The organism is Pseudomonas sp. 43mfcvi1.1 (genome assembly GCF_900115935.1).
Taxonomy (GTDB): domain Bacteria; phylum Pseudomonadota; class Gammaproteobacteria; order Pseudomonadales; family Pseudomonadaceae; genus Aquipseudomonas; species Aquipseudomonas bijieensis.
This window is the reverse complement of sequence record NZ_UETT01000017.1, coordinates 1-26,593: the sequence shown is the minus strand read 5'-3', so window position 1 is coordinate 26,593 and position 26,593 is coordinate 1. Positions and strand designations below refer to the sequence as shown.

General features: G+C 61.8%; 22 protein-coding genes. 8 read left to right on the top strand and 14 right to left on the bottom strand.

Going from position 1 to position 26,593, the window contains the following annotated elements:
* Nucleotides 1-160: 160 nt before the first annotated feature.
* The 5 genes from DTP52_RS26310 to iolC all read right to left on the bottom strand — a co-directional run bounded on the left by DTP52_RS26310 (nt 161) and on the right by iolC (nt 6,406).
* Nucleotides 161-982: a TIM barrel protein gene (locus DTP52_RS26310; RefSeq protein WP_109755974.1), complete on the bottom strand. Its 822-nt coding sequence runs from the start codon at nt 980-982 to the stop codon at nt 161-163.
* A 36-nt stretch (nt 983-1,018) separates the two neighbouring features.
* A complete protein-coding gene (locus DTP52_RS26305) occupies nt 1,019-2,521 on the bottom strand; it encodes a CoA-acylating methylmalonate-semialdehyde dehydrogenase (RefSeq protein WP_109755973.1) in 1,503 nt (500 codons plus the stop codon).
* Between the two features lie 30 nt (nt 2,522-2,551).
* Nucleotides 2,552-3,361, bottom strand: a complete 810-nt coding sequence (iolB, locus tag DTP52_RS26300) for a 5-deoxy-glucuronate isomerase (protein WP_109755972.1) — start codon at nt 3,359-3,361, stop codon at nt 2,552-2,554.
* A complete protein-coding gene (iolE, locus tag DTP52_RS26295; protein WP_109755971.1) occupies nt 3,358-4,251 on the bottom strand; it encodes a myo-inosose-2 dehydratase in 894 nt (297 codons plus the stop codon). Before iolE ends, iolB begins: the two co-directional genes overlap by 4 nt.
* A gap of 217 nt (nt 4,252-4,468) precedes the next feature.
* On the bottom strand, nt 4,469-6,406 hold the full coding sequence (gene iolC, locus DTP52_RS26290) for a 5-dehydro-2-deoxygluconokinase (RefSeq protein ID WP_109755970.1): 1,938 nt from the start codon (nt 6,404-6,406) through the stop codon (nt 4,469-4,471).
* 313 nt (nt 6,407-6,719) lie between these two features.
* Here iolC and DTP52_RS26285 point away from each other — a divergent pair, with 313 nt between their 5' ends.
* Nucleotides 6,720-7,643 carry a MurR/RpiR family transcriptional regulator gene (locus tag DTP52_RS26285; protein WP_109755969.1) on the top strand — a complete coding sequence of 308 codons (924 nt, stop codon included), beginning with the start codon at nt 6,720-6,722 and terminating at the stop codon, nt 7,641-7,643.
* A 33-nt stretch (nt 7,644-7,676) separates the two neighbouring features.
* Nucleotides 7,677-8,288: a glutathione S-transferase family protein gene (locus DTP52_RS26280; protein ID WP_109755968.1), complete on the top strand. Its 612-nt coding sequence runs from the start codon at nt 7,677-7,679 to the stop codon at nt 8,286-8,288.
* 149 nt (nt 8,289-8,437) lie between these two features.
* Here the strand turns inward: DTP52_RS26280 and hcnC are convergent, their stop codons facing one another.
* Genes hcnC through hcnA form a run of 3 tightly spaced genes read right to left on the bottom strand, consistent with a single transcriptional unit; the run spans nt 8,438 to nt 11,422 of the window.
* Nucleotides 8,438-9,700, bottom strand: coding sequence for a cyanide-forming glycine dehydrogenase subunit HcnC (gene hcnC / locus DTP52_RS26270; RefSeq protein ID WP_109755966.1), 1,263 nt, complete (start codon nt 9,698-9,700; stop codon nt 8,438-8,440).
* Nucleotides 9,693-11,102 carry a cyanide-forming glycine dehydrogenase subunit HcnB gene (gene hcnB / locus DTP52_RS26265; protein WP_109755965.1) on the bottom strand — a complete coding sequence of 470 codons (1,410 nt, stop codon included), beginning with the start codon at nt 11,100-11,102 and terminating at the stop codon, nt 9,693-9,695. The genes hcnC and hcnB overlap by 8 nt, the downstream gene beginning before the upstream one ends.
* Nucleotides 11,099-11,422, bottom strand: coding sequence for a cyanide-forming glycine dehydrogenase subunit HcnA (gene hcnA / locus DTP52_RS26260; protein ID WP_162893903.1), 324 nt, complete (start codon nt 11,420-11,422; stop codon nt 11,099-11,101). The genes hcnB and hcnA overlap by 4 nt, the downstream gene beginning before the upstream one ends.
* Nucleotides 11,423-11,701: 279 nt before the next feature.
* Here hcnA and DTP52_RS26255 point away from each other — a divergent pair, with 279 nt between their 5' ends.
* The gene (locus DTP52_RS26255) at nt 11,702-12,385 is read left to right on the top strand and encodes a response regulator transcription factor (RefSeq protein ID WP_039592999.1); all 684 of its coding nucleotides are present in this window, start codon (nt 11,702-11,704) and stop codon (nt 12,383-12,385) included.
* The gene (locus tag DTP52_RS26250; protein ID WP_109755963.1) at nt 12,363-13,748 is read left to right on the top strand and encodes a HAMP domain-containing sensor histidine kinase; all 1,386 of its coding nucleotides are present in this window, start codon (nt 12,363-12,365) and stop codon (nt 13,746-13,748) included. Before DTP52_RS26255 ends, DTP52_RS26250 begins: the two co-directional genes overlap by 23 nt.
* A gap of 179 nt (nt 13,749-13,927) precedes the next feature.
* Here the strand turns inward: DTP52_RS26250 and DTP52_RS26245 are convergent, their stop codons facing one another.
* From DTP52_RS26245 to DTP52_RS26230, 4 genes are all read right to left on the bottom strand, one after another.
* Complete coding sequence (locus DTP52_RS26245) at nt 13,928-14,173, bottom strand: DUF1652 domain-containing protein (RefSeq protein ID WP_109755962.1); 246 nt, start codon at nt 14,171-14,173, stop codon at nt 13,928-13,930.
* Between the two features lie 239 nt (nt 14,174-14,412).
* A complete protein-coding gene (locus DTP52_RS26240; protein ID WP_109755961.1) occupies nt 14,413-15,897 on the bottom strand; it encodes a PAS domain S-box protein in 1,485 nt (494 codons plus the stop codon).
* 84 nt (nt 15,898-15,981) lie between these two features.
* Nucleotides 15,982-17,265: a Zn-dependent hydrolase gene (locus DTP52_RS26235; protein WP_109755960.1), complete on the bottom strand. Its 1,284-nt coding sequence runs from the start codon at nt 17,263-17,265 to the stop codon at nt 15,982-15,984.
* Nucleotides 17,266-17,416: 151 nt separating this feature from the next.
* Nucleotides 17,417-18,895 carry an NCS1 family nucleobase:cation symporter-1 gene (locus tag DTP52_RS26230; protein ID WP_109755959.1) on the bottom strand — a complete coding sequence of 493 codons (1,479 nt, stop codon included), beginning with the start codon at nt 18,893-18,895 and terminating at the stop codon, nt 17,417-17,419.
* A gap of 609 nt (nt 18,896-19,504) precedes the next feature.
* On the opposite strand from DTP52_RS26230, the gene hydA reads away from it, so the two are divergent.
* The 3 genes from hydA to preA all read left to right on the top strand — a co-directional run bounded on the left by hydA (nt 19,505) and on the right by preA (nt 23,767).
* Nucleotides 19,505-20,944 carry a dihydropyrimidinase gene (gene hydA, locus DTP52_RS26225; RefSeq protein ID WP_109755958.1) on the top strand — a complete coding sequence of 480 codons (1,440 nt, stop codon included), beginning with the start codon at nt 19,505-19,507 and terminating at the stop codon, nt 20,942-20,944.
* Between the two features lie 180 nt (nt 20,945-21,124).
* Nucleotides 21,125-22,492 (top strand): NAD(P)-dependent oxidoreductase, encoded by a 1,368-nt coding sequence (locus tag DTP52_RS26220; protein WP_109755957.1) that lies wholly within the window; start codon nt 21,125-21,127, stop codon nt 22,490-22,492.
* The gene (gene preA / locus DTP52_RS26215; RefSeq protein WP_109755956.1) at nt 22,493-23,767 is read left to right on the top strand and encodes an NAD-dependent dihydropyrimidine dehydrogenase subunit PreA; all 1,275 of its coding nucleotides are present in this window, start codon (nt 22,493-22,495) and stop codon (nt 23,765-23,767) included.
* 142 nt (nt 23,768-23,909) lie between these two features.
* Here the strand turns inward: preA and DTP52_RS26210 are convergent, their stop codons facing one another.
* Complete coding sequence (locus DTP52_RS26210) at nt 23,910-24,530, bottom strand: TetR/AcrR family transcriptional regulator (protein WP_109755955.1); 621 nt, start codon at nt 24,528-24,530, stop codon at nt 23,910-23,912.
* A 290-nt stretch (nt 24,531-24,820) separates the two neighbouring features.
* The gene (locus DTP52_RS26200) at nt 24,821-25,165 is read right to left on the bottom strand and encodes a DUF6124 family protein (RefSeq protein WP_109755953.1); all 345 of its coding nucleotides are present in this window, start codon (nt 25,163-25,165) and stop codon (nt 24,821-24,823) included.
* A gap of 880 nt (nt 25,166-26,045) precedes the next feature.
* Here DTP52_RS26200 and DTP52_RS26195 point away from each other — a divergent pair.
* Nucleotides 26,046-26,593, top strand: a 548-nt coding sequence (locus tag DTP52_RS26195) for an OprD family outer membrane porin (protein WP_256594287.1), incomplete at its 3' end; no start/stop codon positions are given.

The window sequence follows — 26,593 nt, the reverse complement described above, 5'->3', positions numbered from 1 at the left end:
TGCACCTTGTCTGGAATGCAAAATTTGCAGCTGACTTAGCCCTTGTGGGAGCGAGCCTGCTCGCGATAGCGGTGTGTCAGGCGCCTATGTGTTGAATGTGCTACCGCTATCGCGAGTAGGCTCGCTCCCACAGGGGGACTTCATCATTCTGATGACTGTGTCAGGCCTGTTGGTTCTGCAGGTGATTCATGCTCGCCCCCAACGCCTGGCGGATGTCGGCCAGTTCATGGACGCTCTCGGCAAACGGCTCAAAGGACAGGTAGCCCTCGTAACCACCGGCCCGCAACGCCTCGATCTGCGCGGCATTGCCGAGGATGTCGGCCTCGCCCACCAGCACCCGATGACCATCACGGATCGTCGCCAACGGCGCCTGGGCATCCTCGACCCCGGAGATGTGCACCAGCCCGGTCAGTTCGGGGAAGAATTCCTGCTCGCCCGCCAGATGATGGTGGAAGGTGTCATGCACCAGGCGAAACACATCGAGCCCACCGATGCTCTTGATCGCTTCCACCGCCGTGCGCTTGCGCCGCAGCGAGCACTCCTCGAAACCCAGGGGTTCGATGAAACCGTAGATACCGAAGGCGCGCAGGATCGGCGCCAGTTCACTAAGAGCCGTGCGCAGCCCCGCCGCGCGTTCAGCTTCGCTGCGTGGGTCGGCGCGGTCGTTGAGTGGGCACATCACCAGCCCCTCGGCGCCGCATTCACGGGCGTAATCGGCCAACCGCACGGCCTGGGCGCGACGTTCTTCGCTCCACACATCGAAGGGGTACAGAGCGTTGATCGACAGCACCTTGATGCCGCGCTCCTCGCACAACTCACGTACGCGAGCCGGCGGCATGCCATCTTCGATCTCGACCCCCTTGAGGTCGTTGCGGATCTCGATGGCGTCGGTTTTCAACGCCAGGGCCAAGTCGATGAAAGCGGGCAGTGACAGGCGTGGGGCAACCATTCGATTCAGGGCAAAACGCAGGGGCTTGTTCATTGTTGTTCTCCCTCCGGCAGTCATTCAAAAAATGAGTTATTGGGCAGTTGGCATGCTGAATTCAGGACCCTTGGCGATGCTGTCGGGCCAGCGTTGCATCACGCTTTTGTAGCGGCTGTAGAAGCGCAGGCCTTCCTCGCCATAGGCATGGTGGTCGCCGAACAGCGAACGCTTCCAGCCGCCAAAGGAATGCCAGGCCATGGGCACCGGAATCGGTACGTTAATGCCAACCATGCCGACCTTGATGCTGCGGGCGAACGCCCGGGCGATGCCGCCGTCACGGGTGAAGCAGGACACGCCGTTGCCGAATTCATGGGCGTTGATCAGCGCCACCGCCGTGGCGAAATCCGGCACGCGAACGATCCCCAGCACCGGGCCGAAAATCTCTTGCTGGTAGATGCTCATTTCGGTGGTGACCTGGTCGAACAGCGTCGCCCCGACAAAGAACCCCTGCTCGGCCCCGGGCACCTTGAAACCACGACCATCGACGATCAGGCGAGCGCCCTCGGCCACGCCGGCGTCGATGAAACCTTCCACCTTGGCCTTGTGCTCGGCAGTGACCAGCGGCCCCATGTCGGTGCCGGGCTGCTGGCCGTTGCCGATCTTCAACTGATCGATGCGTGGCAGCAGTCTGGCGATCAGTTCATCGCCCACATCCCCCACCGCCACGGCAATGGAAATCGCCATGCAGCGTTCGCCGGCCGAGCCGTAGGCCGCACCGATCAATGCATCAGCCGCCTGGTCGAGGTCGGCGTCGGGCATGACGATCATGTGATTCTTGGCGCCACCCAGGGCCTGCACGCGCTTGCCGTTCGCCGTGCCCTGCTGGTGGATGTATTCGGCAATCGGTGTGGAGCCGACAAAGGAAATCGCTTCGATGTCCGGGTGCTGCAACAGCGCATCCACTGCCACTTTGTCGCCCTGGACCACATTGAACACCCCGTCAGGCAAGCCGGCTTCCGTCAGAAGGCGGGCCATCAGCAAACTGGCGGACGGATCGCGCTCCGAAGGCTTGAGGATGAAGCAGTTGCCAGTGACCAGCGCCAGGGGAATCATCCACAGCGGCACCATCACCGGGAAATTGAACGGCGTGATACCCGCGCACACGCCCAGGGGCTGGCGCAGGTTCCAGTTGTCGATGCCGCCACCGATGTTGTCGCTGAAATCGGTCTTGAGCAGGTTCGGCGCACCACAGGCGTACTCGACGATCTCGATGCCCCGGGTGACTTCGCCGTGGGCATCGGACAGCACCTTGCCGTGCTCGCGACTGATGATCTGCGCCAGTTCGTCGTGATGCCGATCGAGCAGTTCCTTGAACTTGAACATCACCCGCGAACGGCGCAGGGACGATTGCTCGGACCAGGCTGGAAATGCCGCCAGCGCCGAGGCCACTGCCGCATCGACGGTGCCCGGCTCGGCCAGGTCCACCCGGGCCTGCACCGCGCCGGTGGCCGGGTTGAAGACCTGGCTGAACCGCGCGCCGTCGCTGTGTTGCACGTGGCCGTTGATGTAATGGCCTACTACCGGGGCGTCACTCATTGTTCTTGTTCTCCGTGCAAAGGGTGGAATTCAGAGGTCGAGCAGCCAACTGTGCTGCGGGTCGTTATGGAACTGCCAGACCCGCTTCGGGCCGGCCATGACGTTCAGGTAATACGACTCGTACCCATAGGGCACGCTGACCGGGTGGTAGCCTTTGGGAACCACCACCAGGTCGCTGTTCTCCACGGCCATGGCCTGGTCGATGCTGCGATCGTCGGTGTAGACGCGCTGGAACACGAAGCCCTGGGACGGATTGACCTGGTGGTAATAGGTTTCTTCGAGAAAGCTCTGGTGTGGCAGGTCGTCGGTGTCGTGCTTGTGCGGCGGATAGCTCGACGAATGCCCCGACGGCGTGCGCACCTCCACCACCAGCAGCGAATGGGCCGGTTCGCTGTCCGGCAGGATGTCGCAGACATAGCGGGTGTTGGCGCCCTTGCCGCGCACGCTGCGCTTCATGCTGTCCGGGCGGATCAGCCGTGGGCCGTAACCGTTTTGCGCAGAACCCGGCGCGGCACACACAGCTATCTGTACATCGCTCAGGGCGGTGACCTGGGCCTGGCTGCCGGGCGGCAAGTAAGCTGCGTAAGGCGACTTGTCCTCGAACACCGACTGGCGATCACCGAGGTTGTCCCAATCGAAGGCGCCCTGCCCCGGCGCTTCGCCCTTGAGGCCAATGCGACCACTGAGCAGCACCAGGCACAATTCCTTGTCGCCGGCAGCGACCGGCAGGGTTTCGCCGAGGCTCAGGCGATAGGCGGCGAACCCGACGTATTCCAACTCACCCGCTGGCAATTGGACCATGGTCCGGCCGCTGGACTGACTTTTGATCAACAGGCTCATGACGGACTCCTTTCTTGCAGCAAGGCGCGCAGGGTGTCGTAGCCCTTCTTGGCGTAGACATAACTCGGCGCTACGGCGGGGTCCTGCTCGGCTTCCACCACCAGCCAGCCTTGGTAATCAGCGGCCAGCAACACATCGAGCAACGCGGCGAAGTCGATATCACCGTCCCCCGGCACGGTGAAGGTGCCGTTGATGATGCAGTCGGGGAAACTCCAGAGGTTGTTGCGCGCCAGTTGCACCACCGGTTTGCGCACGTCCTTGAAGTGCACGTGGCAAACGCGCTCGATGTGTTTGCGCAACACCTGCAACGGTTCGCCACCGCCCATGTAGCAGTGACCCGAGTCGAACAGCAGACCCACTTCACTGCCGGTCAGGGCCATCAGCTTGTCGATGTCCGCGGGCGATTCGACGTAAGCGCCCATGTGGTGGTGATAGGCCAGGCGCACACCTTGGGACAAGGTGAAGCGCGCCAGTTCGGTGAGTTTGTCGGCGTAGGCCTGCCAGGCTTCATCGGTGTGAAAGCGCGGCCGTTCGACCAGCGAGATCCGCTGGCCCTGGATCGAATCGGCAACTTCGCCATACACCAGCACCGTCGCGCCGTTCTGCGCCAACAGTTCCACGTGGCTGGCGATGGCGTCGATTTCCTCGGCCGCCGAGCGCCGGGCCAGGCGACTGGAATACCAGCCGGAGACCAGCGCCAGGTCATAAGGCCGCAGCACATCGCCAACGCCCTTGGCGTCCTTGGGGAACTTGCCGTTGAGTTCGAAGCCTTCGTAGCCGATGGCCTTGCCTTCGCTCAGCGCAGTGCTCAACGGCGTCTCGCCGCCCAGGGACGGCAAGTCATCGTTGCTCCAGGAAATCGGGTTGATGCCAATTCGAATAGCGGGCATGGCTGCACCTTTTATTGTTTTTCAAACTGAATATCGAAAACCATTTTGGAATACTTATTGTGGCGAGGGGATTTATCCCCGCTGGGTCGCGAAGCGGCCCCCTTAGGGTTGAATGTAATTTGCCTGACTCACCGAGTTGCCGGGTTTGGGGCTGCTTCGCAGCCCAGCGGGGATAAATCCCCTCGCCACAAGAGCACCACAGAAGCCTGCACAGTCATCAGGCACGGGCACTGCGCCACGCCTCGATCAACTCCACAAACCTGCCCTGCACCTGGCGGATCAGTGTTTCATCATCGATTTCCCCGGCCAGCCAGGCCCGGCTCGGTTCCTGGAAGATCGTGCGACCCACGGCAAATCCGCGGCAGGTGCTGCTCTGGCTGGCCTGGCGGAAACCTTCGGCCAGTGCGGCGGCCGGGGCGTTGAGACCCAGCAGCACCACGCCCCGGCAATACGGATCGCGCTGTTGGATCAGCTCATCGAGTTGTTTCCACTCATCCGCGCTCTGGGCTTCGATCTTCCACCATGCCGGGAAAATACCCAGGTTGTAGAGGCGCTTGAGGGCACGATAGAGCACGTCCGGGTGCGGCGATGGATGATCCTTGGGCGGAATGACTTCCAGCAGCAATTCATGACCGCTGACCTGGGAGGCCTTGTACAGCCCCATCAATTGCGCTTCCTGCTCCAGCCGCAGCAGCGGTTCGTCATCGGGGTGAAATTGCACCAGGCACTTGATGATCTGTTCCCGGGGCCAGGCGATCAGGTTGCTGCCGATGGAACGCCCGTGTTCGAACGCCAGCGGCCGCGAGTTCTGCACCTCCACCGGCCGCGCCACCCACCAGCCACGCCCGGTCGCGGCGTTCAGCGAGTCCTGGCCGAAACGCTGATCGGCGAGCAGGCCGACGTCAGCCTCGACGCCCTGACGCCGCAAGTCGGTTTCGACCCGCTCCACCGCCTGGATGAACAGTTGCTTGAGTTGACCAATGCAACTGAGGTCACGACCGCCCTTCTGGGCCAGTTCCACCAGTTGCCAGCGATGGTCGAAAGCAAAGATGAACAGCTGTTTCCAGGCCTTGCGGGGGACGCTGACCTGATGCAGTCGTTGCAGCACGGCGTCCTGGTCCGGCCGGGTAATCGGCACCGGGCTCTTGAATAGATAGTCGAGTTCGGCCCGGGTCGGCATCGCTGGAGCACAGGCATGGCGCGACACCACCAGGCCACCGCAGGCATTGGCCAATTGGCAGCAGCGTTCATCGCTGGCGTCCTCCAGCCAACCCGCGAGAAAGCCCGACATGAACGCATCACCGGCGCCCAATACATTCAGCACCTCGACCCGCACACCCGGGTAAATCGCGCCGTCTTCAAGTCGAGTCGGGATAGCGCCGTGGATCACCGTGCAACCCTGCGGGCCTAGCTTGACCACCAGGGTCGCCGCCGTCAGCGAGCGCACAGTACGCAATGCACTCAGCAGGTCTTCGCTGCCGCCGGCGATCAGGAATTCTTCTTCGGTGCCAACGATCAGGTCGAAACGCGGCAGGATGCTTTGCACGTGCTGGCTGACCTTCTGGTCGGCGACAAAGCGGGTTTCCCCGTCGGCCTTGCCCGCCAGGCCCCAGAGCACAGGACGATAGTCGATGTCCAATACGCGCTTGACGTTGTGTCTCTGGGCGTAATCCAGCGCCTGGGTGCTGGCCTTGTAGACGCTTTCGGTAGAGAAGTGAGTACCGGTGATCAGCAGCGCCTTGCTGGAGGCAATGAAGGTTTCGTCGATGTCTTCGGCGCGCAGCGCCATGTCGGCGCAATTTTCCCGGTAGAACACCAGGGGAAAGGTTTCCCGGTCCTTGATACCCAGCAGGACCAAGGCCGTCAGGCGTTCGGGGTCGACCTTGATGCCACTGACATCGCAGCCTTCGCGCGCCAGGGACTCCACCAGGAAGCGACCCATGTGGTCGTCGCCTACCCGGCTCAGCATCGCTGACTTGAGCCCCAATCGCGCCGTGCCGAAGGCGATGTTGGCCGACGAACCACCCAGATACTTGGCGAAGCTCGAAACATCTTCCAGACGCGCGCCGACTTGCTGCGCGTAAAGGTCGACACCCAGGCGTCCCAGGCAGATCACATCCAATTGACGCCCACTGGCAAAACGAGTCTGGCCCATGCTGGCTCCTGTTATTTTTATCAGCCTGCGCTTGTCGCCCGAACCGGCGACAACGCTGTTGGTGAATGCAGACTAAAACGAGCAGCAGGCAATAATCAATAATTATTCTATAAATTTTTTACGTGGAATATTTTTTCCAATACGCTATGAGCGAAGCCACCCAGGCGCAGTGCATCGTTTCAGCACCTGCTGCAACATTTGTCCGCCCATGATTTTCCCTGCGCCTACGCTGTAGACTGCGACCAGCCAACCTATTGTCGAGGGCCGACCTGTTTTCGGGCCGCCCTATAAGAACAAGCCAGAAGGATTTTCTATGACCCGCCCCGATGATCTGCCGGCGCCGTCCGAGAGCGCGTCCGAACCCGCCCTCTCCAGCCCACCGATCAATGCCGAGCGCCTGCTGCAACTGATCACCGATGAATACGAAAGCCTGCCGCGCCAACTCAAACGCATCGCCAGCTACATGAGCCAGCAGAGCGACCGGATCATGGTCGACCGCATCAGCGACATCGCCCGCGAATGCGAAGTGCACCCCTCGGCCATCGTCAGGTTTTCCCAGCGCTTCGGCTTCAGCGGGTTCAGCGAAATGCAGGCGTTGTTCCGCGAGGCCTACACCCACAAGACCACGCCGGTGCAGAACTACCAGCAGCGCATCCGCAGCATGATCGCCAACAAGTCGCAGAAAGCCAGCGGCGGCGACCTGGCTCGCGAGTGCATCAATGCCACCCTGTCAGGCATCGAGCGCCTGGGGTTGGAGCTGGACGACCAGGCGTTCGAAAAAGCCGTGGACCTGGTAGTCAATGCCGACAATATTTATGTGGTGGGCGTGCGCCGTTCGTTCGCGGTGGCCGATTACCTGGTCTACAACCTGCAACACACCAATAAACGCATTCACCTGGTATCCGGCCTGGGTGGCAGCTACCGCGAGCAGATGCGTAGCGTGCGGGCCAACGACCTGGTGATCGCCATCAGCTTCACGCCGTACGGCAAGGAAACCCAGCACTGCCTGCGCATCGCCCAGCACCACCAGGCCAAGACCCTGATCATCACCGACAGCAACCTCTCGCCCCTGGCTAAACGAGCCAACGCGGTGTTGCTGGTCAACGAAGGCAGTTCGTTCGCCTTCCGCTCGTTGAGTGCCACATTGTGCCTGTGCCAGGCGTTGTTCATCGCCGTGGCTTACCGACTGGAACTCAAGGTCGATGAAATCCATGAACAGGTCGGGTTCGAGGATTAACGCCCCGGCCCATGAATCGCTGAAGGAGAAGCCATGAAACTGATCGGTATGCTGGACTCACCCTACGTACGCCGCGTCGCCATTTCCGCCAAATGCCTGGGCATTGCCCTGGAGCACAAGTCGGTTTCGGTGTTCAGGCATTTCGAACAATTCCAACGCATCAACCCGACGGTCAAAGCCCCTTCCCTGGTGCTGGACGACGGCACCGTGCTGATGGACTCCACGTTGATCATTGACTACCTGGAGGCCTTGGCCGCGCCTGGGAAAAGCTTGATGCCGGCCGACATTGGGCAACGAGTGCACTCACTGCGCCTGCTCGGCCTGGCCTTGGCGGCGTGCGAGAAATCGGTGCAGATTTACTATGAGCGCAACCTGCGGCCGGCGGAAATTCAGCACGCACCTTGGGTTGAACGCGTGGAAGGCCAACTGGCGGCGGCCTATGGAATGCTGGAGCAGGAACTGGAGAAACAGCCGTTGAGCACCGATGGCTCGATTGATCAGGCTGGCATCACGGTGGCAGTGGCGTGGAGTTTCACCAACCTCGTGGTGCCGGATCAGGTGCAGGGCAAGGCTTTCCCGTTGATCAGTGCCTTCACGGCTTATGCCGAAGGGCTGGAGGCGTTTGTCAGCACGCCGATGGAATAGCGGACGAGCGCGACTTGTGTGGGAGCTGAGCTTGCTCGCGATAGCGGTGGGTCAGCTTGCATGGATGCTGAATGTGCCGCCGTCATCGCGAGCAAGCTCGGCTCCCACAGGGTTCATTACAAATCTCTGTAGGTAGAGAAGGCTTATTCTCAGGCCAGTTCCACTTCTTTTGTTTCAACGGCCTTCGGCGCCACCTCGAAGCGTTCTTCCAGAAATGGCGTGATGTCCAGCGGCAACGGCTCGTTGTTCACCAGCTTGTCCAGCAGTACCCCGGTGATGGCCGAGGTGAGGATGCCGGTGCGGAAATGCCCGCAGGCATTGAGATAGCCCTCCACGCCGCGCATCGGCCCCAGGATCGGCAATTCATCAGGCGAACCCGGGCGCAGGCCGGCCCAGGTTCGTTTCAGGTTGATGTCGGCCAACTGCGGGATGCACCGTACCGCGCCTTGCACCAGCCCTTCGATCTCCGGATAGGTCGTGGTCACATCGAAGCCTTTGTCTTCGGTGGTGCTGCCAATGAGGATTTCACCGTTGTCTTTCTGCGCCACATAGCAGTCGCTGGTGGTCAGGCAGCCGTTGAGGATTTTCGGCATGCGCTCGGTCAGCAGGATCTGCCCCTTGACCGGCTTGACCGGAATCCGTACGCCAGTGGCCTGTTCGCTCAGGTCCGCCGCCCAGGCACCGGCCGCGTTGATCAGGGTCCGGCAGATGAAGGTCCCGGCCTCGGCGGTTTTCACCCCGGTGACCCGCGAACCACTGCGCAGGACTTCAGTCACGCTGGTGTTGAAGAACATATCGACGCCATTCTGCCGGGCGCCTTCGGTGTAGGCGTCGGCCAGACGGAAAGGGCTGACCTGGTGATCGCAGAGAAACTCCAGCGCCCCCAGGGCTTCATGGCTGACATTCGGCTCCGCCTCTCGCAAGGCCGCCTGGTCAAGCCAGCGCACCTGGTCGGCCAGGTGCGGAATGCAGGCGACGATGTGCTCGGCGTACAAACGGTCTTCGTCGTCGTAGATCACGAACTTGAGCCCGGTCTCCTCGAACTTGAAATCCATGCCGTGGTTGTCGATCAACTCGCGGTGCAACTGCGGATACATCGCATTGGACTGCAAGGCGAAATCGAAGAACGACTGGGGCAGGATATGCGGCGTGCTGGCATCCACCGCCACGGCGGCGCCCTGGGTCTGGCGCTTGCGGTTGGCCGACATCATGCGAAAGAAGATCACCCCGCACCCCAGGCCCACCGACTCACCGATGGCCCACAGCCCACCCGCCGACGCGCGGGTCGCATTGCCGGGGCGCTTGCTGTCGATCAGGGCGATCTTCAGGTGTTTGCGCTTGGACAATTGATAGGCACAAGAGGCGCCGATCACACCGCCACCGGCGATGACCACGTCATAGTCCTTAATCATGGGAAACGGCCTCCGTGCCGACGTTCTGGAACGCTGAAAAGGGAATCGGATCGATGGGGAAACGCGGCCGCAGCCAGCCCACATCGGCCCGCCCGGTGGCTTCGCGCAGGCGATCGCTGCAATAGCCGACGCACATCCGCCCCTGGCAATCGCCCATGCTCACGCGGGTGCGCATCTTCAGGCTGGCCATGTCTTGGACGCCTTGTTCCAGCGCCCGGTCGATGTCGGCGCGGGTGGCGTGCTCGCAGCGGCAGATCACCGTATCGGCCGCCGGCAATGTGGTTTGCCCGGCGCCACGCTGGGTATAGCGATCCACGGCGGCGCGAAAGCGGATGATCCGCTCCAGTTGCCCCTGGTAGCGTTCGCGCTGTGCCAGGGCCGTGGACGGGTCCAGCACATTGCGCTGCATCAGGATCGACAGCGCCGCGATGCGTCCGCTCAGCATCGCGGCTTCACCACCGCGAATCCCGCCCATGTCGCCGGCCAGGTGAATGTGCGCTTCGCTGCTTTGTTGCCAGGCATCGGACACCGCCCGCAAATAGCCGTCCTCACTGAAACCGTGCTCCAGGCCCATCTGCTGGCTCAATTGAGTGCGCGGGATGAACCCGTAGCCGACCGCCAGCGTCTGGGCCGGTATCTGTTCGGAGCGTTTCAGGTCCGGCTCCCAGGTACTGGAATACGGCGCGACGGTGACATGGCTCAACTCACCCTCGCCGTCCGCCTGGACCACGCCCCAGCCGTAGCGCACGGGAATGCGATTGAGCTTGAGATAGGCGAGCATGCTCAGGCCATCGAGAAACAGCTGTGGCTTGTTCAGCAGGGCCAGGCTTTCCTTGGCGATCCGGCCGAACGCACAGGCTTCATAGACACCCGCCACCGCCACGCCCGAAGCGTGCAGCTGGCAGGCCACCAGCGGCAGCAACGGCCCCGTGCCGGCGATCACCACTGGGCTCGGCGGCCTGACCACGCCGCTCTTGATCTGCAATTGCAGGCCACCGAGCATCATCACCCCCGGCAGGGTCCAGCCAGGAAATGGCACGCTGCGTTCGTGACAGCCGGCCGCCAGGATCAGGTGCGAATAGGCCACCTCGCGCAAGCGTTCGTCAGCGTCCAGCAGCATCAGCGCCCGGAAGCCTTCGGCGCCAATGACCCGGCTGCTCAATCGCACGTCGATCAGCCCGGCGTGTTGCTGGAATTCACCATGGAGTTTCTCCAGGGCTTCGCTGTAGCGCGGGCCGAGGTAATCCAGGCGCACGCCATCGCGCAACGGTCCGCGATACACCACGCCACCCAGGCGCGGCGCTTCTTCGAGCAAGGTGCAGCGCACCCCGTGCGAGGCCAATTCAATGGCCGCCGCCATACCTGCCGGCCCACCGCCGACAATCACCGGATCGAGGCTCATGGTGCCTCCGTTTCGGTGATGCGATTGGCCCGGGTTTCGATCTGCATGCCAGGGCGTACCAGGGTCTGGCAGGCGCGGCGCTTGTGGCGACCGTCGATCTTGACCAGGCAGCACTGGCACACGCCCATGCCGCAGTAGGCACCGCTGATCTGGTCGTGATCGTTGCGGGCCACCTGACGTTGGCCCAGGGATTGAATGACAGTGAGGACGGTTTCACCCTGGGCGGCACTGACAGCCTGCCCGTCCAGGCGCACGGTCATGTCGGCCCGGGCCAACGGCTGGATATCGAATTTTCGGCGTAGAGAGTCTTGAGGTTGCATCATACTGCTCTTCCTTGAAGGTTCTTTGAGGTCTAGGCTCCTGGCGGCACACCCTCACCGTTTACGTCGATACCCTATAGCAACGGTGCGCCAAAGCGGGGCATGAAGATGCAACAGGATAGTGCGCGCGAAATTTATGTTAGGGATTATTTGTGACCAAGTGTTGATCCAGGCCAGCGAATCGGCTCGCCGGCTCATGAACTTTTTTTCAGAAAGCCGACAGGTATTCTTTGGCAAAATGCTGCGCAATCGCTCCAATTTCCCCACACGGTACCGCCCATGAACCGCATCCTGACCATCGAAGACGACGCCGTGACCGCCCGTGAAATCGTTGCCGAGCTGACCCGCAACGGCCTGGACGTCGACTGGGTCGACAACGGCCGCGAAGGCCTGGAACGAGCGGTCAGCGGCGACTACGACCTGATCACCCTCGACCGCATGCTGCCCGAGCTCGACGGCCTGGTGATCGTCACCACCCTGCGTACCATGGGCGTGGCCACGCCGATCCTGATGATCAGCGCCCTCTCGGACGTGGATGAGCGGGTTCGCGGCCTGCGAGCCGGCGGCGACGATTACCTGACCAAGCCGTTCGCCACCGACGAAATGGCTGCCCGGGTCGAAGTGCTGCTGCGGCGCAACAACGGCGCCCGCGAGCCGGAGACCGTGCTGCGGGTGGCCGACCTGGAGCTGAACCTGATCAGCCGCGAAGCCAGCCGTAACGGCCAATTGCTCAGCCTGCTGCCCACCGAATACAAGCTGCTGGAATTCCTGATGCGCAATAGCGGGCAGATCCTCTCGCGCATGATGATTTTCGAAGAAGTCTGGGGCTATCACTTCGACCCCGGCACCAACCTGATCGACGTCCACATCGGCCGCCTGCGCAAGAAAATCGACCCGCCGGGCCTGGAACCGCTGATTCGCACGGTACGGGGTTCCGGCTATGTCATTGCTGAACCCCGCTAAGGGCTGGCGCTCCTCCAGCAGCCGCCTGCTGGCGCTGTACAGTTCGCTGTTCGTGATCTGGAGCGCGATCCTGATGGGGGTGATGTACTACGAAGTATTCGGCTACCTCGACAGCCTGGCCAAGCACTCCCTGATGCAGCGCCAGCATCTGTTCGCCCGGATCCATGGCGATCAACTGGAAGACGCGCTCATGGCCAGCCTGACGCTGGACGAGCGCGGCGTCGATGCCTACGGCCTGTTCGATCCGCAACTGCGGCATTTGGGCGGGCCGATCCAACGAATCCCCACCGACCTGCCGCTGGATGGCAAGATCCACATGCTCGGCGGCTGCGTCGATTCCGACGACCCGAGCGTACCTTCCGACAGTTGTGACGCGGTGGCGACCCGCACCCAGGACGGCCGCTGGCTGGTCCTGGCCCGGGACAACGGCTCACTGTTCGCTGTGACCCGCATCATCTTGCATGCGCTGTTCTGGGGGGTATCGCTGACGATCCTGCCGGGCATCGCTGGCTGGCATCTGTTGCGCCGCCGACCGTTACGGCGGATTCGCAAACTGCAGGCCAGCGCCGAAGCCATCGTCGCCGGCGACCTGACCCATCGCCTGCCGCTGTCGAGCCGGCGTGATGAACTGGACATGCTGGCGGCGATCGTCAATGCCATGCTCGACCGCATCGAACGCTTGATGAACGAGGTCAAGGGCGTGTGCGACAACATCGCCCATGACCTGCGCACCCCGCTGACCCGCTTGCGCGCCCAGTTGTATCGCATCCAGCAAGAGGCCCCGGACGGCTCGCCCGAGGCCTTGCAGATGGACCAGGTGATCGCCGAGACAGACACCCTGATGGCTCGGTTTCGAGGGCTGTTGCGGATTTCCGAACTGGAAGACCAGCAGCGCCGCTCGGGGTTCGTGCGCCTCGATCCGTTGCAGTTATTGCAGGAACTGCACGACTTTTACCTGCCGCTGGCCGAAGAAGGCGAACTGACGTTCACCCTGGAAGTGCCCGACGCCCTGCCCCTGCTCAACGGCGACCGGGCGTTGCTGTTCGAGGCAGTGTCGAACCTGCTGAGCAATTCCATCAAGTTCACCCCGCCGGGGGGCAAGGTGACCCTGCGTGGGGTCGATCAGGGCGACAGCACCCGCATCGAAGTGCTCGACTCCGGCCCCGGCATCCCCGAAGCGGAGCGCAAGGCCGTGTTTCGCCGATTCTACCGCGCCGAGGGCAGCAGCCAGCAAAGTGGGTTTGGCCTGGGTCTGTCGATCGTCGCGGCGATCGTCAATCTGCATGGGTTCACGTTGGAGGTGGGTAGTAGCGAACATGGGGGCGCGCGGCTGGTGCTCGATTGCCGGGGGACGTTGTTGTAGTCATAGGGCTGGAGCAGCATCTGTGGCGAGGGAGCTTGCTCCCGCTCGGCTGCGAAGCAGTCGCAAAACCGGTGGACATGGTTTGGTTGGCATGCGCGTCCGGCAGGTTTTGGGGTCGCTACGCGACCCAGCGGGAGCAAGCTCCCTCGCCACGGTGTGGTGTGCTTGATCTTTATCTATCAGGCATCACTGCGATGCAGCGGCGTGTTATGCAACTCATAGCGCAGCTCATCGATCAACTTGGCGATGCTTTCTTCCGAGCGGACGCTGTCGACGCTCATACCGCTCACCACCAGGTCCACCTCTCCACTTTCGCGGTGATACAGGCGCACGGTGAGGGTGCCGTCACCATTGAGGCTGCATTCGCAGGCCAGCGGCGTAAAACTTTCTTCGAGGCGGGCGCGCAAGGGGGCCAGATGGGTCATGTGATGCACCTCAGCCCCGGGGGCGCAAATGAACGGTGGACTGCTCCGACCTCCTGGTCCGCGTAGACGTCCTGTCGCTCTGATACTGGGTTCGTTCGCTGTACATTGTGGCGTATTCCTTACGTGTTTCGTGGGGACGCGACATCATGGACGATGTCGCACCCTGACAGCCTAAGGAACCGCCCCTTCCTGCAAAACCCGAATTTGCACCAGCACGCCAGGTGCATTTGCACTGGCTATCATGGTGCCTTCATCCGCCATTCGTTAGCGAACAACCCCCGCTCCCGGGCCCAGACAATTGCCTCGCTACGGCTATGGACATCCAGTTTCGAATACAGGGTCGCCACGTGATTGCGCACGGTGTTGGGCGCGAGCTTGAGGCGCGCGGCGATTTCCTTGTCGGCCAGGCCTTCGCAAATCAGCCCCAGCACATCTCGCTCCCGGGCTGTCAGCTCGGTGAATGACACGCTGGGCACCTGGGCGTTGATACTCTTCACGTTAGCCAGTTTTTCAATCAGGGTCCGACTGAACCAGGAAGCGTCTTTCATCACCTCCTCGATAGCCGCCACCAACTCCAGCTCCGAGCGTTTGCGCTCGGTGATGTTCATCAGCACCAGCAGATAGCAAGGCTTGTCCTGGATGAGCACGGTATCGGCGGCGACCTCACAGTCGATGAGTTCACCGCCCTTCTTGTGCACCTTGACGTCGATACGTGAGACCGCGGCGGCCTTTTCCAGCCGGGCGAACAGCGCGGCACTGGCGTCCTTGTCGAGAAAGCCGATCTCTTCCACGGTTTTACCCAGCAACTCTTCGCTGGCGTAACCGGTGGTCTGGAGGAACGCTTCGTTGATTTCCAACAACTGTTGCTCGGCGCTGCACACCAGGGTGGGCACGGGTGACAGGCGGAACGACTTGGCAAAGCGCTCCTCGCTCTGGCGCAGCGCCGTTTCGGCCTTGCGGCGCGGCTCCATGTCCATGAAGGAAAACAGCATGCAGTCTTCGTCGTGCAGATCCAGCGGCTGGCCGGCGACGATCACTTGCTTGCTGGTGCCGTCGGGCAACTTCAACTCGGCCTGCATTTGTGGAATGGTCGCGCCCTGCCCCAGGCGCTCGATGGCCAGGTCGCGTTTCTCGGCGGCTTCGAGCACATCCAGTTCATACACCGAACGCCCGATCACCTGCTCCCGGGTGTAGCCGGTCATCTCCAGGAACCCAGGGTTGACCTTGATGTAACGCAGGTCGCTGAGGCGGCAGATCACCGCCGGCGCCGGATTGGCGCCGAAGGTTTTCTCGAAGCGCTGCTCGGCGCTGGCCCATTCGGTGGCATCGCTGAGGATCAACACGAGCAGTTCCGGCTCGCCGTTGCGGTCAGCCAGCACCATGCTGCGGATCCGATGCACCCAGGTGCGATCGGGATCGGCCTGAGGCGTGACTTCCACCAGCACATCGCTGAACTCATCGCCACGGGCAACCCGGGCGATGGGGTAGTTGTCTTCGGTCAGTGGATGATTGTTGCGGTAACGCAGATTGAAGCGCCGGGCATATTGCCGGGCCGTGGTGCCCAGCTCACTGAGGTCCTTGACCCCGTGCATCGTCAAGGCCGCTGCGTTGGCCCAGGCGATGGTCTGGTCGACCTCGATCAACATCACCCCGTCGGACAGTCCGGCAATGATCTGCAGCAATTGGCGACGGTTGGTATCGGTGGTCGGGACTTGCTGATTCATTGGGTCTCCATGTGGTCAGTAGGGTTCAAGCATGGATGCGTTGAAAGTTACGACCACATGGGTTTGCAATAGTGCATCGGCCCTTCACGCCGCCATGCGCCCCTCGGCAATCGCCTGTGAAGCGGCCAGCATCGCCCGCAGCAGCACCGCACAGCCGGCGGCGAGGTCATCCGGGGCGGCGTTTTCGATTTCGTTGTGGCTGATGCCGCCTTCGCAGGGCACGAAGATCATCCCGGCCGGGCCCAGTTCGGCGAGGAAGATCGCGTCATGGCCTGCTCCGCTGACGATGTCCAGGTGGGACAGGCCCAACCCTTGGGCCGCGCCGCGGACGGCGTCGACGCAGCCCTGGTCGAAATACAGCGGCGGGAAATCGGCGGTGGGTTTCAAGTCGAAGGTCAGGCCGTGCTGGCGGCAGGTGTCTTCGATCACTTGCTTGACCTCGGCGATCATCGAATCCAGGCGTGCCGGTTCCAGGTGACGGAAATCCAGGGTCATGCGCACTTCACCGGGGATGACATTGCGCGAGCCCGGATAGGCTTGCAGGCAACCGACCGTGCCGCAGGCATGGGGTTGATGGCCGAGGGCGGCGCGGTTGACGGCGCCGACAATGATCGAGGCGCCCACCAGGGCGTCCTTGCGCAGGTGCATCGGGGTCGGGCCGGCGTGAGCTTCCACACCGCGCAGTGTCAAGTCGAACCATTTCTGCCCCAGGGCGCCCATGACCACGCCGATGGTCTTGCCCTCGTCTTCCAGGATTGGCCCCTGTTCGATGTGCGCCTCGAAATATGCGCCCACCGGGTGCCCGCTGACCTGGCGCGTGCCGGCATAGCCGATGGCATTCAACGCCTGGCCGACGGTGATGCCTTCGGCGTCGACCTTGGCCAGGGTTTCTTCGAGGGTGAATTTTTCCGCGAACACCCCGGAGCCCATCATGCACGGGGCGAAGCGCGAGCCTTCTTCGTTGGTCCACACCACTACTTCCAGGGGGGCCTCGGTTTCGATGTTCAGATCATTGAGGGTACGTAGCACTTCCAGCCCGGACAGTACGCCAAAGCAGCCATCGAACTTGCCTCCGGTGGGCTGGGTATCGATGTGGCTGCCGGTCATCACCGGTGGCAGGTTCGGATTGCGCCCTGGGCGCCGGGCGAAGATATTGCCCACCGCATCGATGCTGACGGTGCAGCCCGCCGCCTGGGTCCATTGCACGAACAGGTCGCGAGCCTGGCGGTCCAGATCCGTCAAGGCCAGCCGACACACACCGCCCTTGACCGTGGCACCGAGCTGGGCCAGGTCCATGAGCGATTGCCACAGGCGGTCGCGGTTGATGTGCTGGTGGGTGGATTGCAGGACGTCGATGGCGGCGTTCATGGGGATCTCCATTTTTTCAGGCATTTTGTTGGTGTCTTGAGGCTGCTATCGCGAGCGGGCTCGCTCCCACACTGGATTGGGGTGGATGCAAAATCTGTGTGCACAGCAAATCCCCCTGTGGGAGCGAGCCTGCTCGCGATGAGGCCCGCCTTCACACCGCAGTTTTAGCGACGGACGGGCTCGCTCGCATACCGCACAACCCGTAATAAATCACCCCGCCCAACGCCGAGCCGGTGAACCAGCCATAGCTGTAGAACCAACTGAACGCATCGCTGCCCAGGGACAGCAATGTCAGCACCACCGGCACGCCAAAGGCGATGAAACCGTTCCAGTTCCACGCCGGGTAAACGTCGTCGCGGTACAGGCCGGCGAGGTCCAGTTGCTGTTTCTTGATCAGGAAATAATCCACCACCATGATCCCGGCAATCGGCCCCAGCAGACTCGAATAGCCCAGCAGCCAGTTGGAATAGACCGATTCCAGACTGACCTCGGAAACGATCAGGCCAAGCTTTTTCAGCAGTTCATGGGCCATCAGCGCCAACCCCACCAGGCCGGTGAGCATCACGGCCTTGGTCCGGCCGATCAGTTTCGGCGCCAGGTTCTGGAAGTCGTTGGTGGGCGAGACGATGTTGGCGGCGGTGTTGGTCGAGAGCGTGGCGACGATGATCAGCACCATGGCCAGCGCCACCCACACCGGGCTCTGGATGTGCCCGATCAAGGTCACCGGGTCGGAGACGGTCACCCCCACCAGTTTTTCCGAAGCGGCGGTCATGACCACGCCGAGGGAGGCGAACAGGAACATGGTCAATGGCAGGCCGATGATCTGGCCCACGACCTGGTCTTTCTGGCTCTTGGCATAACGGCTGAAGTCCGGAATGTTCAACGACAGCGTGGCCCAGAAACCGACCATGGCTGTCAGCCCGGCAAGAAAGTAACCGATCACGCTGGCACCCTCTGGGCGTTTGGCCGGGACCGCCATCAATTCAGTCAACGAGACATTCGGCAACGCCCACACCAACAGGCCGGCACCTACCAGCACCAGCAGCGGCGCGGACAGGGTTTCCAACCATTTGATCGACTCGGCACCGCGCAACACCACCCACAGGTTCATGACCCAGAACACCATGAAGCCGATCACCTCGCCGGTTCCGCCGAGGCTCTTCCAGCCGTCGAACACCGAGCCGAGAAACAGGTGGATCGCCAGGCCGCCGAACATCGTCTGGATGCCGAACCAGCCACACGCTACCAGGGCGCGAATCAGACACGGGACGTTGGAGCCGATGACACCGAAGGACGAGCGCAGCAGCACTGGAAACGGAATGCCGTACTTGGTTCCGGCGAAGGCGTTCAGGGTCAAGGGAATCAGCACAATGATGTTGGCAAACAGGATCGCCAGCAACGCCTCGCCCACCGTCAGGCCAAAGTAGGCGGTGAGCACGCCACCGAGGGTGTAGGTCGGCACGCAGATCGCCATGCCGACCCACAGGGCGGTGATGTGCCATTTGTTCCAGGTTCGCTCGTGCACCTTGGTCGGCGCGATGTCGTGGTTGTAACGGGGGCTGTCGAGGACGTCGCTGCCGGCTTCAAGCTCGAACAATCCGTCGCGCTCGGTCACTGTTGATCTGGTCATGTCCGCTCCACTGTTTTCATTATTTTTGCTCATCGACTGGCGATGGCCGGAGTACTTGCACGCGTGCTACCGACCACCCCCGCCAGACCCACGACGGCACTCAATAACCGTGCCGGATAATGCGTCGAGCTGACCGGATGATCGATATAACCCTTTCAACCTTTTGATGTTTAACGTTTTAAAGCCACGTTATTGCCTTGTTTCAATCCCTGCTTGCCGACCTTGAGGCTAGATGACCTTCACGTCCTGTCGAGTGAGAGATTCAAAGTGGTGCACCCCGGATCAACGCGAGGTGTCTAGACCGCACTTCCAGCACTTTCAAGCCGCTGATTTACCATGACAAATCTCGCTCAAATAACGATCCTGTCAAGTGCGTCAAAATGGTGAGCAGGCTCACCATTTTGGTGAATTAATAAATTATTTCTTTAATTTCAATAAGTTAATTAACGAATAAGCTTATAAAAAATAATCTTGCTCATTTCAATAACTCCAGCTAGCTTCTAATCCTGACAGTAGTGACAAGAATATAAACCGGCACGACTTTACCTACCGTGATCGATAAAACATAAAGAACCGACAACAGTCGGTCATGCCTGCGAGGAACTCGGAATGTCTCTGTTGATCCGTGGCGCCACCGTTATTACCCATGATGAAAGTTATCGCGCCGATGTGTTTTGCGCCGACGGCGTGATCAAGGCCATTGGTGACAACCTGGATGTTCCCGCCGACGTCGAAGTGCTCGATGGCAGTGGTCAATACCTGATGCCCGGCGGCATCGACCCCCATACGCACATGCAGTTGCCGTTCATGGGCACGGTCGCCAGTGAAGACTTCTTCAGCGGCACGGCAGCGGGCTTGGCCGGGGGCACTACATCGATCATCGACTTCGTGATTCCCAACCCCCAACAGTCGCTGATGGAAGCCTTTCATCAATGGCGCGGCTGGGCCGAGAAAAGCGCCAGCGACTACGGTTTCCACGTGGCGATCACCTGGTGGAGCGAACAGGTCCGCGAAGAAATGGCTGAGCTGGTCAGCCACCACGGGGTGAACAGCTTCAAGCATTTCATGGCCTACAAGAATGCGATCATGGCCGCCGACGACACCTTGGTCGCGAGCTTCGAGCGCTGCCTGGAATTGGGCGCGGTGCCCACCGTGCACGCCGAGAACGGCGAGCTGGTCTACCACCTGCAACGCAAGCTGCTGGCCCAGGGCATCACCGGGCCGGAAGCCCATCCGCTGTCGCGGCCCTCGCAAGTGGAAGGCGAAGCCGCGAGCCGCGCCATCCGCATTGCCGAGACCCTGGGCACGCCGTTGTACCTGGTGCACGTGTCCACCAAGGAAGCCCTGGACGAAATCACCTACGCCCGCAGCAAGGGCCAGCCGGTCTACGGTGAAGTGCTGGCCGGGCATCTGCTGCTGGACGACAGCGTCTATCGCCACCCGGACTGGCAGACTGCCGCCGGTTACGTGATGAGCCCACCGTTTCGCCCACGCGGGCATCAGGACGCACTCTGGCACGGCTTGCAGTCCGGCAACCTGCACACCACCGCCACCGACCACTGCTGCTTCTGCGCCGAGCAAAAAGCCGCCGGCCGCGACGACTTCAGCAAGATCCCCAACGGCACCGCCGGGATCGAAGACCGCATGGCGGTGCTCTGGGACGAAGGGGTCAACAGCGGCAAATTGTCGATGCAGGACTTCGTCGCCCTCACCTCCACCAACACCGCGAAGATCTTCAACCTCTACCCACGCAAGGGCGCGATCCGCGTCGGCGCCGATGCCGACCTGGTGCTCTGGGATCCCCAGGGCAGCCGCACGATTTCCGCCAAGACCCACCATCAGCAGGTGGACTTCAACATCTTCGAAGGCAAGACCGTACGCGGCGTACCCAGCCACACCATCAGCCAGGGTCGGCTGGTCTGGGCCGATGGCGACCTGCGTGCCGAACGCGGTGCCGGGCGCTACATCGAACGGCCGGCGTATCCGGCGGTGTTCGATTTGCTGAGTAAGCGGGCGGAGTTGCACAGGCCGGTTGCCGTGGAACGCTGAGAGCGGCCTCCGGCCTATCGCGAGCAGGCTCGCTCCCACAGGGTCTGCTGTGCACACAGATTTCGCGCTCACCCGAAATCCAGTGTGGGAGCGAGCCTGCTCGCGATGAGGCCAGTCCAGACACCGAAAAAAACCACTGCCCACCAGAGGCAGCACCTCAAACACCGTGAGGCCCATTCCATGATCCAGCCCTTGAGTCACCTCCCCCATTCCCAGGAAGACCCGGCCACCCTCGCCGCCCGCTTCAGCGACCTGGCGCCGCCGCTCAATGCGCGCCAGGCCCACCTGGAGGCCTCTCGCTGCCTGTACTGCTACGACGCGCCGTGCGTGAATGCCTGTCCGAGCGAAATCGATATCCCTTCGTTCATTCGCAACATCCACCAGGACAACGTCCAAGGCGCGGCGCAGAAAATCCTCTCGGCCAATATCCTCGGCGGCAGCTGCGCCCGGGTCTGCCCCACGGAGGTGCTGTGCCAGCAAGCCTGCGTGCGCAACAACGCCCACGAGTGCGCACCGGTGCTGATCGGCCTGTTGCAACGCTACGCGGTGGACAACGCCCACTTCAGTGAACACCCGTTCCACCGGGCCGCCGCCACCGGCAAGCGCATCGCCGTGGTCGGCGCCGGCCCGGCGGGGTTGTCGTGCGCGCATCGCAGCGCCATGCACGGCCATGACGTGGTGATTTTCGAAGCCCGTGACAAGGCCGGTGGCCTCAACGAATACGGCATCGCCAAGTACAAACTGGTGGACGATTACGCCCAGCGCGAACTGGACTTTCTGCTGGACATCGGCGGCATCGAAATCCGCCATGGCCAGAAACTTGGCGAGAACCTGAGCCTGAGCGACCTGCATCAGCAATTCGACGCGGTGTTCCTCGGCCTCGGCCTGGCCGCCAGCAAACAACTGGGCCTGAGTGACGAACAGGCACCGGGGCTGCTACCCGCCACCGAGTACATCCGCGAACTGCGCCAGGCCGACGACCTCAGCCAGTTGCCGCTGGCCGACCGTTGCATCGTCCTCGGCGCCGGCAACACCGCCATCGACATGGCCGTGCAAATGGCCCGCCTCGGCGCCCGGGACGTCAACCTGGTCTACCGTCGCGGCCTCGAGGACATGGGCGCGACCTTGCACGAGCAAGACATCGCCAAGGCCAATCAGGTGCGCTTGCTGACCTGGGCTCAACCGCAGCAGGTGTTGCTCGATGACGCCGGCCGTGTGCGCGGCATGCGCTTTTCCCGTACCCATCTGGAAAACGGGCGGCTGGTCACCAGCGCCGAAACCTTCGACCTGCCTGCCGACGCCATCTTCAAAGCCATCGGCCAGGCCTTCGACGACAACGCGCTGGTGGACCCTCTGGCCCGGGAACTCAAGCGCCAGGACGGGCGGATCCTGGTGGACGAACACCTGCGCACCAGCGTTCCCGGCGTCTACGCCGGCGGCGATTGCACCAGCCTGGACCAGGACCTCACCGTGCAGGCCGTGCAGCACGGCAAACTCGCCGCCGAGGCGATCAACGCTCAACTGATGCTCAACGTGGAGGCTGCGTAAATGGCCGATCTGTCGATTGTCTTCGCTGGCATCAAAGCCCCTAATCCGTTCTGGCTGGCCTCCGCCCCACCCACCGACAAGGCCTACAACGTGGTCCGCGCCTTCGAGGCCGGCTGGGGTGGCGTGGTCTGGAAAACCCTCGGGGAAGACCCGGCGGCGGTGAACGTGTCGTCGCGCTACTCGGCCCACTACGGCGCCAATCGCGAGGTGCTGGGCATCAATAACATCGAGCTGATCACCGACCGTTCCCTGGAGATCAACCTGCGGGAAATCACCCAGGTAAAAAAGGACTGGCCGGACCGGGCGCTGATCGTGTCGCTGATGGTGCCCTGCGTCGAAGAGTCCTGGAAATCTATCCTGCCCCTGGTGGAAGCCACCGGTGCCGACGGCATCGAGCTGAACTTCGGTTGCCCCCACGGCATGCCGGAACGGGGCATGGGCGCGGCGGTCGGCCAGGTGCCGGAGTACGTCGAGCAAGTGACCCGCTGGTGCAAGACCTATTGCTCGCTGCCGGTGATCGTCAAGCTCACGCCGAACATCACCGACATCCGCGTCGCCGCCCGCGCGGCGTATCGGGGTGGTGCGGATGCGGTGTCGTTGATCAACACCATCAACTCCATCACCAGCATCGACCTGGACCGCATGGTCGCCCTGCCCAGCGTCGGCAGCCAGAGCACCCACGGCGGCTACTGCGGTTCGGCAGTCAAACCCATCGCCCTGAACATGGTCGCCGAAATCGCCCGCGATCCGCAGACCCAAGGCCTGCCCATCTGCGGCATCGGCGGCATTGGCAGTTGGCGCGACGCCGCCGAATTCATCGCCCTGGGCAGCGGCGCGGTGCAAGTGTGCACGGCGGCGATGCTGCATGGGTTTCGCATCGTCGAAGAGATGAAGGACGGGTTGTCGCGTTGGATGGACAGCCAGGGCCATGCCAATCTGCAAGCGTTCTCCGGTCGCGCGGTGGGCAACACCACCGACTGGAAGTACCTGGACATCAACTACCAGGTCATCGCCAAGATCGACCAGGACGCCTGCATCGGCTGCGGGCGCTGCCACATCGCCTGTGAAGACACCTCGCACCAGGCCATCGCCAGCCTCAAGCAGGCGGACGGCACGCGTAAATATGAAGTGATCGATGAAGAATGCGTGGGCTGCAACCTGTGCCAGATCACCTGCCCGGTGCAGGACTGCATCGAGATGGTGACGGTGGACACCGGTAAGCCGTTTCTGGATTGGAACCATGATCCGCGTAATCCCTACCATGTAGCGGTTTGAAATTTGCGGTGTCTGGGCTGCCGTCATCGCGAGCAGGCTCGCTCCCACATTGGATTTGTGGTGAACACAGATCATCTGTTCACAACCGGTCCTCTGCGGGAGCGAGCCTGCTCGCGATAGGGCCATCAGTTGCGTCAAATTTTCAAGGCTCCAACCCAATCCCCCGCAATATCACACTGGTCACGGTCTGCACCGCCTTTTCGAACTGCATGTCCGACAGCGGCTGATGATCATTGAGAATGTTGATCTGATGGTCGAAGTCGGCGTAATGCTGGGTCGAGGCCCAGATCATGTAGAGTAGGCTTGAAGGTTCCACGGGGAGGATGCGTTTGTCCTCCACCCATTGGCGGATTTTCGCTTCCTTCATCTTGGCCCAGTCATACAGGCTGGCATCCAGCGCCTGGCCCAGGGTCGGGGCGCCGTGGATGATTTCGTTGGCCCAGACCTTCGAGCCGTAGGGCCGGCTGCGGGAGTGGTTCATCTTGGCGCGGATGTAACTGCTGAGCACCACCCTTGGGTCGTCGAACATCTCGAAGCACAAGGCGTCCTGTTTCCAGACTTCCAGCAGGTCGAACAGCACGGCGCTGTACAGCTCGCTCTTGGTGCTGAAGTAGTAATGCAGGTTGGAACGCGGCAATTGCACTTCGGCGGCGATGTCAGCCATGGCGGTGCTGCCGAAGCCTTTCTCGGCAAAGACCTTCTCGGCGGCCAACAGGATTTTCTCGACGTTACTGCGACGAATCTCGATCTTGTGATTGCCCATGAGGGCTCCCTGGCAACAGCGTTGATCAAGACTAGCATTCACCCACTTCTGAAAACACTGGGGATCCCTGTGGGAGCGAGCAAGCTCGCTCCCACAATGTGACGGTGGTTCTGTTCAGATAAATGTGTACGCAGGGGACTCTCGTGGCGAGGGAGCTTGCTCCCGCTCGGCTGCGCAGCAGTCGTAAAACTGGCTGATGCGATCTGCCTGAAAGACCGCGTCAGCCCATTTGGGGCTGCTGCGCAGCCCAGCGGGAGCAAGCTCCCTCGCCACAGGTGTTGCCCCCTGCGTTATCTCGACTGGCGTGCTTCGACGTTATCCAGCGCACGGTTCGCCAGCAACCCGCTCAGTTCGATCAGTTGCAGGATGCCCAGGGCAATGTGGCGCCTGGGACCTTCCAGGTCGAAGGCCAGGTCATTGACCATGGCATTGGCCGAGGCCAGGTTTTCGCTGAGGTTGGCGAGCAGGGTTTCGGTGTCGACGCCATGGGCGACGGTGAAGAGTTGGCCGGGTTCGGCCTCGGGTTTGCTGGGTTTGGGCTTGAGGTAGTGGTCGAGGATGCGGTCGGCGGCTTTGTCGAAGGCTTTTGAGTTGGCTGGATCGGTGTCCGGCGGGTTGGGTGTGGGTTTGAACATAGATGAATCTCCAAATCGAAAAAAGGAGACCATCACCCTCGCTACCAAACGAAGGGTGGCGGCCATACGCGGGTTGGTAGACCGGTGACTTGGAGAACCGGCGCGTCCGAAGACGCCCTGCGCATGACCGCCATAAAAACAGATACCAAAGGCCTCTGCTACAAGGGCTATGCGACAAGTCAAAAGCCGGGCTACCAAACCCGATCGCTGATTCGTCAGCGACCCGGAAACGATAGAGCCCCGGCCCCCAGGCGCACAAGCCGGCGGATTCTGGCGCAGTTGTAGGGAATGGCGCAAGACAACGTAGCCCGAACCCGAACGATCCTACATCTGGATAAACACCAAGCTGTTTAAACTGGAAACAGGGCTAACAACACACCTTGTGGCGAGGGGATTTATCCCCGCTGGGCTGCGAAGCAGTCCTAAAGAAGCTGGATGCAATCAACCTGACACACCGCAGCGACAGTCATTGGGGCTGCTTCGCAGCCCAGCGGGGATAAATCCCCTCGCCACGAGAGCCCGCTTAAGCCTTCCGATCGCCGACATGCGACTAATGTCTTAGACCAGTCATCGCACAACCAGACACCCCACCGCTATTCTCAAACCTCGCATCTGCCCGGCGCCACGGCCTGCGGTCTTGACCTCGGCCAGCGACATCCATTGAAACGCCTCACTTTGAGGCACACCCGAGTTGGATAATTCCAATAATGGCCAGTTGACAATGAGCAGTCGCTTCCAAATAATCCCCTCCATGTTGTACGACGACGTATAACAAACAAAAACAACAATAAAAGTAGGGAGCGTCATAGTGAGCACACGTGTCCGTTTTTCGCCCGTCCACCGTCCAAACCGCCGTACTCTTCTCAACGCCAGCCCCACGCTGCTTCTGCTCGGTTGCAGCAGCCTCGCCACCTTTCTACCAACGACCGCCAGCGCCGAAGGTTTCGTCGATGATGCCAAGGCCACGCTGACCCTGCGTAACGCCTACTTCAACCGCAACTTCACCAACCCGAACAACGCCCAGGGCAAAGCCGAGGAGTGGACCCAGAACTTCATCCTCGACGCCAAGTCCGGTTTCACCCAGGGCGTGGTCGGTTTTGGCGTGGATGTGCTGGGCACGTACTCGCTCAAGCTCGACGGCGGCCGTGGCACGGCGGGCACCCAGTTGCTGCCGGTGCACGATGACGGCCGTCCTGCCGACGACTTCGGTCGCCTGGGCGTGGCTCTCAAGGCCAAGGTGTCGAAGACCGAACTGAAGGTCGGCGAATGGATGCCAGTGCTGCCAATCCTGCGCTCCGACGATGGTCGCTCCCTGCCGCAAACCTTCCGTGGCGGCCAGGTGACCTCCACCGAAATCAGCGGTTTGACCCTCTACGGCGGCCAGTTCCGCGCCAACAGCCCGCGCAACGACGCGAGCATGGAAGACAT